The organism is Chamaesiphon sp. OTE_75_metabat_556 (genome assembly GCF_031378165.1).
Classification (GTDB): Bacteria; Cyanobacteriota; Cyanobacteriia; order Cyanobacteriales; family Chamaesiphonaceae; genus Chamaesiphon.
On sequence record NZ_JANNDR010000401.1, the window covers coordinates 1 to 11567 of the forward strand.

At 46.9% G+C, this 11567-nt stretch carries 6 protein-coding genes and 1 pseudogene; 2 read left to right on the forward strand and 5 right to left on the reverse strand.

What is annotated here, in order from left to right:
• The coding region (locus RMO27_RS16200) for an FAD-dependent oxidoreductase (protein WP_309734352.1) at window positions 1-982 on the forward strand (982 nt) is incomplete at its 5' end.
• Between the two features lie 401 nt (window positions 983-1383).
• A complete protein-coding gene (locus tag RMO27_RS16205) occupies window positions 1384-5139 on the forward strand; it encodes a PAS domain S-box protein (protein WP_309734355.1) in 3756 nt (1251 codons plus the stop codon).
• A gap of 56 nt (window positions 5140-5195) precedes the next feature.
• Here RMO27_RS16205 and RMO27_RS16210 read toward each other — a convergent pair whose 3' ends face one another.
• From RMO27_RS16210 to RMO27_RS16230, 5 genes and pseudogenes are all read right to left on the reverse strand, one after another.
• Window positions 5196-5585: a hypothetical protein gene (locus tag RMO27_RS16210; protein WP_309734357.1), complete on the reverse strand. Its 390-nt coding sequence runs from the start codon at window positions 5583-5585 to the stop codon at window positions 5196-5198.
• 54 nt (window positions 5586-5639) lie between these two features.
• On the reverse strand, window positions 5640-6032 hold the full coding sequence (locus RMO27_RS16215) for a hypothetical protein (RefSeq protein ID WP_309734358.1): 393 nt from the start codon (window positions 6030-6032) through the stop codon (window positions 5640-5642).
• Between the two features lie 14 nt (window positions 6033-6046).
• Window positions 6047-7408 carry a S8 family serine peptidase gene (locus tag RMO27_RS16220; protein WP_309734360.1) on the reverse strand — a complete coding sequence of 454 codons (1362 nt, stop codon included), beginning with the start codon at window positions 7406-7408 and terminating at the stop codon, window positions 6047-6049.
• Window positions 7409-7414: 6 nt separating this feature from the next.
• Window positions 7415-10309, reverse strand: a complete 2895-nt coding sequence (locus tag RMO27_RS16225) for an NACHT domain-containing protein (RefSeq protein ID WP_309734361.1) — start codon at window positions 10307-10309, stop codon at window positions 7415-7417.
• A gap of 98 nt (window positions 10310-10407) precedes the next feature.
• A pseudogene (locus tag RMO27_RS16230) lies at window positions 10408-11567 on the reverse strand (polynucleotide kinase-phosphatase); the annotation flags it as partial.

The window sequence follows — 11567 nt, forward strand, 5'->3', positions numbered from 1 at the left end:
CTCAAAAGTGGCGATCGATCGAAATTTCACTGGTATGCGCTGGTTGCTCGAACATTTACGGATGAATTTATTTTATCTTCGTGCTGCCAGTTTATTCATCGCGGCCAAATTTTGGAAAGCAATGGATTTTCACAACCAATCTTTAGCCGATCGATTCAAACAGCCCTACCTCCAGAATATTTGGCTGAAGTTATTTGCGATGTATAGTTATTCGACCCCGTTTGCACAGATCGATAATTGTCCTGCCGAGTTGGTAGTTCCCACCCTTCGCGATGATGTATTTGTCGATTGGGTGAGGATCAAAGGCGGTGTATACTCATATATTCAGAAGATCCGCGATCGGTTTCGAGGCGAGATTTTGCTGGGTGTCGAAGTAGCGGCAATTCGGCGGACGGCAACCGGAGTATCGATCTCATTAGCTGACAATAAAGTCCGGGAATTTGACAAAGTGGTCTTTGCCACCCCACCCGATGTGGTGCTCAAACTCTTGGCAGATCCTCACGATGATGAGATCGCCAGATTCACGGCTTGGCAAGGGAATTACGTCCAGACACTACTCCATACAGATGCCAGCCTGTACGCCCCCTACCGCGTCCGCGAAGGTTCGGAATTTGATTTCTTTGAGACGGATGCAGCACATGGCTACTGGGGCTACAACGCCCGTCTCAACCAACTCTGCGGCATCGCTGCGCCGATCCAGTATAGTCTGTCATTTAACCTCGAAAGTAAGATCGATCCAGACCGGATTTTACATATCCAGCAGCATCACACGCCACTCTATACCGTCGCAGCTTTCCGCCATCGTCAGGAGATTATCGATACCAATGGGAATCACCATACTTATCATGTGGGAGCCTATCTAGGCGACGGTTTACATGAAGGGGCGATTACTTCGGCGCTGCGGGTAGCTGTATTGATCGCCGATCTGCCAGCAGTCCGCAGTCAGGAGTTGGAAATTAGCGGGCTGAATACCGGCGGATAAACAGCTTTTCAACTCCAATCCATTCGCGTTGCCAGCCTGAATCTCGATCGCCGTGAATTTGCCAGATCCCACCGCTACCAATCCGGTTCGGTTAGCTGACGACTGAAGTCGCAGCTAATGATGCAAAGTCCGCCTACGCGGACTAATACTAGAACATCTATTTGTTTAACCGAACCGTATTGCCACCACCACGATCGATGTTGACACTACTCCTATGCAAAACAGGAGTAGTGTCATGGCTGTGTTGGTTAGCCGGTTTCGGGCAAATCGAGCTACAACTAGATAAATTCTATCGCCTGATGTAGAATCGCTATATATCTATCGGATAGCATCAGAATTGATTGCATCGTAATTTATCTCAGCTTAGGATAGACGCAGCGGAAGTTTATTTGCGAGCGTGTATGTCTAGCACTGCCAATCCATTCCAAAATTTACCAAGTTTGGCATCGATTGTCGATCGTCAGCCATTGATGGTAGATCCAGAGATGTCTCTGGTCGCAGTAATTGCCTTGATGAGTCAGGCGAAGGGACGTCAATGCCTCCTGCCCACCGCCGATCGATCGCTCACTTTAGACATCGCCGCACATCATAGCTCGGTCTTAGTCATCGCTGGCGATCGGTTGTTGGGCATTTTTACCGAACGAGATTTGGTGCAGATTGCGGCCAGTCAGCGGGATCTCCAGGGCATTAAAGTAGCGGATGTGATGACCACCGAGTTGCAAACTTTGGTGCTGTCCGAACAACATACGGTGATGAGTGCGCTCAATATCTTCCAACAGCACCAGATCCGCCATTTGCCGATTCTCGATGAGCGATCGCGACCGATCGGCATTGTTACGCCAGAGCACATTCGCCAGATTTTGCAGCCAGTGAATCTGTTGAAATTTCGATCTGTAGCGGAGGGGATGACGACGAATGTCATTCACGCTCCGCCGACCACCAAGCTCCTGCAAATCGTCCAGATGATGGCCGCTCGCCATGTGAGTTCGATCGTGATTGTAGATGGATGTCAACCTTTGCATCCAATCGGGATTATCACCGAACAGGATGTCGTGCAATTTCAGGCACTCGCACTCGATCTAGAGCAACTCTGTGCAGCACAAGTCATGAGTAGCCCCTTGTTTTGTTTGCAACCGACAGATTCCCTGTGGTCGGCGCAGCAAATCATGCAAACCAGAAATATTCGCCGCCTGGTCATCACCACCGATCGCGATGAACTAGTCGGCATCCTCACCCAATCGAATCTGTTGCAATTGCTCGACCCATTAGAAATGCTCTACCTGCTGGAAAAACTACAAACCGAGATGTTGCAAAGATCCACAGAATTAGAACATCGCAATCGGGAATTGCGGCTAGAAGTGATCGCACGACAACAAGTTGAAGACGAGCTAGAGCGACGCGTGGTCGAGCGCACTGCCGAATTAGCCTTACGGACGCAACAACTCCAATCCGAGATCGCCAAGCATGAGTTTCAAAAATACGCGCTCGATCGATCGGCGATTGTCGCACTCACCGATCGACATGGCATGATTACTGATGTCAACGACCAGTTTTGTCAGATTTCGCAATATGCCAAAGCTGAGCTATTAGGACAAACTCACCACATCATCAACTCTGGCTACCATCCACCCGCATTTTTCCAAGCGTTGTGGGCGACAATTTCCAGCGGCAACATCTGGCGCGGCGAAATTAAAAATCGGGCGAAAGATGGCAGTTACTATTGGGTAGCGACCACGATCGTCCCGTATTTAGACGACTCTCCTTCAGAGCGGCTGCGCCAACGCGGTCGTCCAGAGCAGTATCTATCGATTCGGTTCGATATTACCGCTCGCAAGCAAGCAGAAGAATCGCTGCGAGATAGCGAACGGAAGTTTCGGGCAATTTTCGACAACACTTTCCAGTTTGTGGGCTTACTCGATACCGATGGGATCTTACTCGAAGCCAATCGCACGGCATTAGAAGCGATCGGGGCAACACCAGCAGATGTGGTCGGACAGGCATTTTGGGCGACGCCGTGGTGGACTCATTCCCCCGATTTGCAAGTACAACTCCAACAAGCGATCGTGCAAGCGGCAACGGGTGAATTGGTGAGATTTGAAGCCAAACATTTCCTCGCTGATGGTTCCCATGTTATTGTCGATTTTTCCCTCAGCCCGATTTTTGACGACACCGGAAAAGTCGTGATGTTGATTCCCGAAGGGCGCGATATTACCGATCGCAAGCAGATCGAAACAGAACTAAAAGAAAGTGAAGCTCGTTACTTGGCTCTATTGACAACTGCCCCTGTGGGCATTTATCAAACCGATCCTGCGGGAAACATTCTATTTGTCAATCAACAGTGCCTCGAATTGCTGGAATTGCCCCTAAATGAAATTCTGGGGCAATCTTGGGCAACCGCGCTCCATCCTGACGATCGAGTAGCGGTACTTACCAATTGGAATAATGCACTGCAAACCCAGCAAGAGTTAACATCGGAGCATCGGCTTGTGACCCCCCAGGGACGAGTAAAATGGGTCTTCGCTAAAGCGATCGGGATTTATGATGAAGCTGGAAATATGATTGGGTATATCGGTACGCTAACGGATATTACCGATCGCAAAGCCACAGCCCAAAAAATCCAGGAACAAGCCGCTTTACTAGATATTGCCACTGATGCGATTATCGTCCGGGATTTAGATAGTCAGATTCAATTCTGGAACAATGGCGCAGAGTCTATTTATGGCTGGACAGCCGCAGAAGCTATCGGATTGAATACAACCCAACTGTTTTACCCAGAGATGCCAACAGCAGTCACGATCGCGTCTCAGACAGTGCGGCAACAAGGCGCATGGCAAGGTGAATTACACAAGTTGACGAAAACTGGAAAGGAAGTAATCGTTGAAAGTCGGTGGACGTTGGTGCGGGACGAAGCGGGCAATCCGCGATCGATCCTCAGCGTCGATACCGACATTACCGAGCAGAAATCCCTCGAACAACAGTTTCTCCGCGCTCAACGGTTGGAAAGTTTGGGTAGCCTCGCCAGTGGCATCGCTCACGATTTGAATAATGTCCTCACGCCGATTCTTGGTGCTGCCCAACTGTTACCGCTGACGCTGCCTAATTTGGATGCCCGCAATCAAAGATTATTGAATATGCTGGCGGACAGTGCCAAACGCGGCAGTAGTTTGGTCAAGCAAATTCTCACCTTTGCGCGGGGGATGGATGGCGAACGCACGACGATCCAAGTCCGGCATATCCTCGCCGAAATTATCAGTGTCGCGCGCCAAACTTTCCCGAAATCGATCGAGATTAACTTAAATCTCGACAGTGCAGATCTCTGGTTGGTGAGTGTCGATGCCACGCAGATTCATCAAGTATTCATGAATCTATATGTGAATGCCCGCGATGCGATGCCCCATGGTGGGCGGCTGATGGCTAGTGCCGCCAATATCGTTATCGATGCTACCGATCCCAAACCGTCGCTCCAGCTACCAATGGGATCTTATATCGTCATTACTATTGCCGATACGGGGAGCGGCATGACTGCGGCAATGCTCGATCGGATCTTCGATCCGTTCTTCACTACCAAAGATACCGGCACGGGGCTGGGGCTATCCACCGTCCTCGGCATCGTCAAAGCACATGGTGGGGCGATCGACGTGGAAAGTGAAGTCGGGCGCGGCACCAGCTTTAAGATCTATTTACCAGCGATTCTCCCTTGGAGAGGCTTCGCCAACGATAGCCAAGAAGTCGAACCCCCAATCGTAGCTGCGGCTCGACATGATGGCAAAGGTCAATTGGTATTAGTTGTCGATGATGAGGTGGCAATTCGCGAAATCGCCCAAGAATCGCTAGAAGCATATAACTACCGCGTGATCTTAGCCAGTGACGGGATCGAAGCGATCTCGATCTATGCCCAATCGCACCATAGTATTGCGATCGTGCTGATCGATATGATGATGCCCAATCTCGATACCCGATCGACGATCGAGACTTTGCAACGGATTAACCCCCAAGTGCAGATTATCGTGATGAGCGGTTCCGTCGTCAATCTCGAATCGATCGTCGATGCGCCAGGGGAGCCACTGCCCCAAGTCCAGACGGTAAAAGCATTTGTCACCAAGCCATTTACGTCAGCAGAACTGCTTGAAGCCTTAGCCAAGACTCAGATCGCCTAAATGTGGTTCTAGACTATGGCGATCGCTCTAATGCCTGAAACTAAAACTAAGATCGATTAGCGCAAATCAAAATTTTGAACTCTTGGTAGCTGTTGGTATCGATACCGCTCGGCGATGAATTGATATAATACTCGTTGAGCATTTGTCGATTTGGTTGAATCTCGATCGGGATGAAATAATTCTGATATCAGTGGCAAAACTTCTGTATCTAAAGCATCCCGAAATAGGTCTGCGGGTAGAATTAGTTGAGCCGCATCGCGCAGATCGTGAAGAAATTCTAATTTAAAACTTTCAGAGGTAGATCTCGCAATCGCCAGCGGTCTGACCCAACAGCGATCGTCAATAGCAATAGTGTCAATTACCTCAGCAAATAGATGTAAATCCTCTCGGTCAATGCAAACGATTCGATCGGTTTTGAATTCGATCGCAGAAGGTTTATCACTCATTCTATATTTTACTAGATCTACATTTTTTATACCCGATCGGCTTTTTCAGCCGATCTAATCAAATAATCCGGTAGATCGAACTGGATGAATAGAGCTATTTTCCATCACTGCCTTAACTGCCTCAGATTTTGTGAGCGCATCGATCCCAGCGGCGGTAATTTCGATCGGAATAGAACCTAAAGCATCAGGGCAATCCATCAGCAATTTTCCTTCAAAATGTTGAATAATTTCGTTAACATTGGCCAGAGATTGTACTGCTGACTCTCGTAAAGATTGGATGGTTGATTGACGTTCTAACCGCGATTGCCGCTTTCCATTCAGATTTCCAGCACCTTTAGAATGAAGTAGAACAACAACTCGAACCTTTTGGTGTGGCGCAAGCCGATCTAACCGAGTTGCAAATTCGGGGTTGAGTTTATTTCGATCGATCTCACTATCTTCAATCACAATCTTTACTCCAGTTATGCTTTCAGGGCTTTTAAAGCTTCAACGGGTTGGATTAAGCCATGTCCCCATCGATTGCAAGGACAAAGATCTGCACCGTTGGGATGGCTGGCTGTTTCCTTTAGTACTTTTATGATATCGGTTACGGGAGCCGTTGGGTTAGCTGCCATTAGTAGGGCGGCAACTCCGGCGACATGGGGCGTTGCCATTGAAGTGCCGTCCATGAAATTGTATTCCAATGTTCCATCTGCACATTTTGTCGGTGGAATACAGGAATAAATCTGGGCACCTGGGGCAACTACGTCAGGTTTGGTGACTAAGAAATCAGGTTCTTTGCCTGGAAAAACGAGGCTGGCACCACTGCTAAAAGAAGTGACACTAAAACCATCTGATTTGTTCTGCTCGATGGCTCCAACGGAGAAGGCATTATAAGTATTGCCAGGGGAGCTGCTATTACCATGATTTTCGTTGCCGATCGCGACAACTGGTAAGATGCCATATTGGTTGAGCAAAATTTCTAAGATTTCGGCAAAAAGCGGCTCATAATAATTAAAGCCTAGAGACATATTAATAATATCTGCTCCTTGTTCGATCGCCCAGGAGATCCCCTCCATCAAGGTACTTAATGTGGCATCGCCAATCAAAACACCAGCCACAAATAAATTGGCTTGAGGAGCCACACCGATCGAGATGCCATCTGAAGTCTGACCGCCTGCGATCGTACCACAGACATGAGTACCATGTTGGCCGGAATCAAATGCTGGAGAGGCTGTTATGCGCCTGCCCAAGGGGTCGATAACAACAAATTCCTTAACTCGATCGCCCAGGGCGGGATGGGCACCGTATACACCTGTATCGAGAACTGCAACGTTAATATCCTGTCCTTTGGTAGTTTCCCACAGTTTGGGAATCTCTAGTTGTTTTAATCCCCAAGTGAGACTGTCATCTTGTTCTTGCTGGGCTAATGCTGAATAGTCAACTTTACGAGGCTGGATTAGATGAATTCTCTGATTGGGTAAAATCGCCAGCACCTCTGGTTGTTCGGCTAATGCTGCCAGAGTTTTGCGAGTGACTTCAATATTGGCAATGGGTAGAGAACCAGAGCCAATGTGGGAAGATTTGAGCGGTTGTGCGGAGTAACCCAAATCTTTGCTGGCTTCTTTGTAGTGGTTTAACACTCTCTGTTCGATCAATTTTTGAATGGCTGCCTGTTGCTTAACTTCATCCATTCGTCGTTTGAGTTCCCGCAATCGACCGCGTAAATGTAATCCTTCAATCGGGGGTGTCCGATAAATTACGATCGCATCTCGCTTCCCATCCTCTCCACTATCGGCAAGAAATGGCTCAAATGCTGGGGATATTTTTGACGTAACGTTCAATATAATTTACCTCTTTTTAGATTTAGTTCGGGTAGATTGTTTTTTCAGTACTGGTTTAATCAGTATTTTTTCTAATGGTTTGATGCCATCTAGTAAGTTAGCCCAACTGTTTAAATTATTTACAAAGTTAACGATGCTATCATCATCATCATTCTCATTAAGATGATGATTTATCTGTCCGTTTGCGATCTTTGTTGCTATTTGTCGTGACAACATAGCAAGTTTGTTCTTTTTCTTAGTATCCCAAGAAGGATTTTGATGTAAATGATTGTGTACAAACTGTGCCAATATATGAAAGGTCACGAAATTCCCACATTTCATGTCATTCATTGTTTGCATTAATACTTGCAAAATATCCTCTATTTTAAATGAAATTAGATTACTCCATGATGACTGAAAGGACAATCCCAAGAATGCAATTTCGGCCATAGAGCAGCAGAAAGATCGCTGATCGATAGTGGCGCAAGTTTTTGTTCTTAAATGTCTAAGATTTAATGAAGATGTCAAATCTACTTTCGTTATTAGCTCTTCAAAAATATTTTTTGATGCAAATTGAGATGTCAGAAATACTAGTTCACCAATCTGATGAGGATTCGCACTACGGAGAGAAAATAATCTTACTTTTAGGGTTTCTTTGTCTATCATGTCTGGATGATCGCTAAGCCAAAGACATGCGCTACTAAAAGAATCACTATTTTCTTCCACCATTCCAACTATATTATTGGCAATAGTTGAGACTTCATCTTTTGAAAATCTATATATTAATCCTGAAGGTTTACGAAGTTGGAGCTGGAACTGTGGCGATCGTGCGGCTTTTTCTATTATCCTTAGTCGCAGACCTCGATCTTGAGTTATGTCAGAGCTGGCAGAAAAATAGGCTTCTGTCAGTACCTTATCTAAAGATATTGTATCTGGCTGTTCTATTAATCGATCGATCAACACTCGAACAGCAGGTGTTGTTGCTTGACCACAATAGAGTGCAATAACTTCTGTCCAGCGTCCATCATCATGTTCTCTCACTAACTGATTAGCATCAATACTTTGCCGATTCCCTTCGTGAATTGCTCGTGCTGCTAGATATTCTTGGAATGTCAGATGGGCAAAGCCAAAAACATTGGGACGACGTTCTAACAACAGTCCCGTGCGATAACGGATATGTTCCAAGAGTTTAGTTGCTCTTTCTGAATCATCCAAAACTGTTGTGAAGATTGCTTTTACCCTATCCGCTTCAAATTCTGCTCGATCCTCTGCCTGCATTACCAAGGCAACTTCCCTACAAGCTCGAAGCTTTTCATCAAAACCAAATTCTGAATTAATCCCCCGCCGCTTATCCCAATGGTGCAGCAAACCCTCAACGCAGAGTCGGTAGAGTAATGCTCTATCATCAGGTAGGCGACCGCCTTCAAAATAGTTGACTAAGCAGATAGCCGACAGCATCAATGGATTTCGCGCCAGATCGCTAATGTAAGGGTGTTCCTGAAATCCCGCAACGATCTTATCTCCGTCCTGTTCACCTTCTCGCCGTGCTTCTGCTTCCAATTCATTTTGTGCCAGTCGAACAGCCGTACACCAATGGCGAGTGTATTCCTGAATTTGAGGTGCATCAAAGTCCAACAAGTCGCACTCAACAAATTTGCTAGATTCTAGCAACCCAGGCGGATAGCCAACTGGACGAGAGGAAATCAGATAATGACACCTTGGGTATTGTTTCAACAGCCCAAATAACCAAGGCATCAGGTATTTATCCCGCAATTCTGGTTCTGCCTCATCCAAACCATCTAGCATCAACAGAATTTTACCTGCTTTCATCTGTCGATCGATCCAACCATCAGGCATCAAATCCGCCCGATCTCTACTAGCAGTTGCCTTTTCAATCAAGGCGGCACCTTGAGGTAGGTTAAATAAATCGAGTTGCCGCACCCGTAACATTAACGGAATCGCCTGCTGAAAATCTAAGATAAACTGCTCTTCTACAGATGCTAGTTTGACTTGCAACCACTCAAAGAATGTTGATTTGCCTGCGCCTGGTAAACCAACAATTACATTACGAGCAGAGCTTTTTACCTGTTCTAATGCTGTAGGGGCTTGTTCCGTATTAGAATCGTCTAAATTTTCTTCTGACAATTCAAATTGTTCATTTTCTTGCTGATTTCCATATATTCTCCTCGCCGTATCTAAATCCATCAGACGGATCGGAGCGTCAGTTCCATTCCTTGTTTCTTGTTGAATACGTTTTCGAGGCATCACGCGAGGCATTACGAATAGCTCTCGCAGATCCACGTCCAGACTAGTTGTCATTCGCACGGTGCCAGCTTCGACTTTATGAAAACGTTGCAGTAGATAATCTCGATAAAGCAGCTCGTAGTTTTCGTCTGCCCCATTTTGCCCAGAATGACCCAATACATTCATTTGGTCGCTAATTACATTCAAGCGGTTAACGACTTTGCGGGGCAATTCAAACGTGCTGGAAAAATTGAGCTTTCTCCACTCTGCCATTACTGGGCCAACCTGCATCAAAACTTGCACGACGGTATAAAGTGCTAGCCGATATACTGCATCGTGAGTTGGCTGAACTGTTTGCGGACAGGGCAAACGACCGAGCAAATTTTCAACAATTTCTTCGGTGGTGACATTCGAGTTAGCGATGTCTTCGAGCACTAATAATTCACCCATCGTCGCAAAGCCAATCAAAATTCCGTCAACTGTTGCTTCGCTCAATTGCTGGCTTTGGAAGAAACGAGTCAACGAAGATGAGGCGGCATCGGCGGCATCTTCTACTTGGCGAATTACTACATTCAGCCGTCGCCGTTCGGAGATCGATGCACGAAATGGTTCGGAGAATAGGCAATCGAACAACCCACTATAAAAATCCAAAACCCGATCGTCAACGGAGGATGACATAGTAACTTTTTATTTTCTACTTGCGAAGTGTCTCATGTCCCATTATGGCATTGCAATCTGGGAAGCACTACAAATATTATTATGCGATCGATCATATTTTACAGTCTGGGATCGATCGGTTCACTCTCCAACGCTAATACGCCAAAGACGCATTCATGTACCTGACGTAACGGTAACTTCGCCACAAACCGTTCTAACGCCTCTACCCCCAAGGCAAATTCCCGCAATGCGAGATTGCGCTTGGCACCCAAACCCCGCTGGCGCAGCCTATCTAGATGTTCGGGGAGATCGTATTCGGGGCCATATATAATCCGTAGATATTCAGAACCTCGACACTTCACCGCAGGTTGAATTAAACCCTTGCTGCCAGTATTGATAAACTGCATTGGTTTGATGACCATGCCCTCGCCCCCAGCTTGGGTGATTGTTTCCCACCATTTAGTCACATCTGCCACTGCTGTTTCGTCTTGAAGATTGACGGTGCGATGGGTGGTGGCGAGGAGGATCGAATCTGACTGACAGATTTGGGCGATTTGATTCATGTGCCAAATATGGTTTTGGCTGGCATGTACCGCGCCCTCAGTTGCCATAATATGGAACGGTGCCAGCTTGAAATCTTCGATCGAGTCTACAGTCCAACAGTAGCGACGATAAGCATCGACATACTTGTGCGCCATAGTCGATCGAATTTGCAATTTTCCCAATTGGGGCGCGACTGCTACACCTCGATCGAGTGCCTGTTGATATAGTTGGGTGGCATAATCCAAGGCATGATTGGCCGCTGCTCCTACGGGCGCATATTGACCTCTGAGCAAGCTTTGCGCCTTAGCAGACCAGGGCATCAATTCGCAGTCCAAGCACACCCAGTTAGTCTCCAAGCGTTGCCAGAAGTCACAGGCAGTTAAAGCCGTCCGCACACGCTCTAGAAATGCGGTTTCTAGTTGCAAATCGTTGAAAAATCTCCGTCCCGTGCGGGTATAACAGATGCCGATGCCTTCACCCGTAATCCCAAATCGTTTTTCGACAGTTGCTTCATCCTTGCAAATAATGACAACCGCCCGCGAACCCATGTGTTTTTCTTCGCAGACGACTTCATTAATACCCATCATCCGATAATAATCAAAGGCTTCGGTCGGATATTCGAGATATCCTGGCAGCTTGGAAGTTGCCACTGGCGACATCGTGGGCGGTAGATACATCAACCATTTCGGATTGGCTGCGAACCGACTCATCACTTCGAGAGCCGCGATCGATCGAT

What these genes read in the sequence shown, in the direction of transcription:
- RMO27_RS16225 (WP_309734361.1), bottom strand. Translation starts at nt 10,309, where the DNA reads ATGTCATCCTCCGTTGACGATCGGGTTTTGGATTTTTATAGTGGGTTG.
- RMO27_RS16205 (WP_309734355.1), top strand. Translation starts at nt 1,384, where the DNA reads ATGTCTAGCACTGCCAATCCATTCCAAAATTTACCAAGTTTGGCATCG.
- RMO27_RS16210 (WP_309734357.1), bottom strand. Translation starts at nt 5,585, where the DNA reads ATGAGTGATAAACCTTCTGCGATCGAATTCAAAACCGATCGAATCGTT.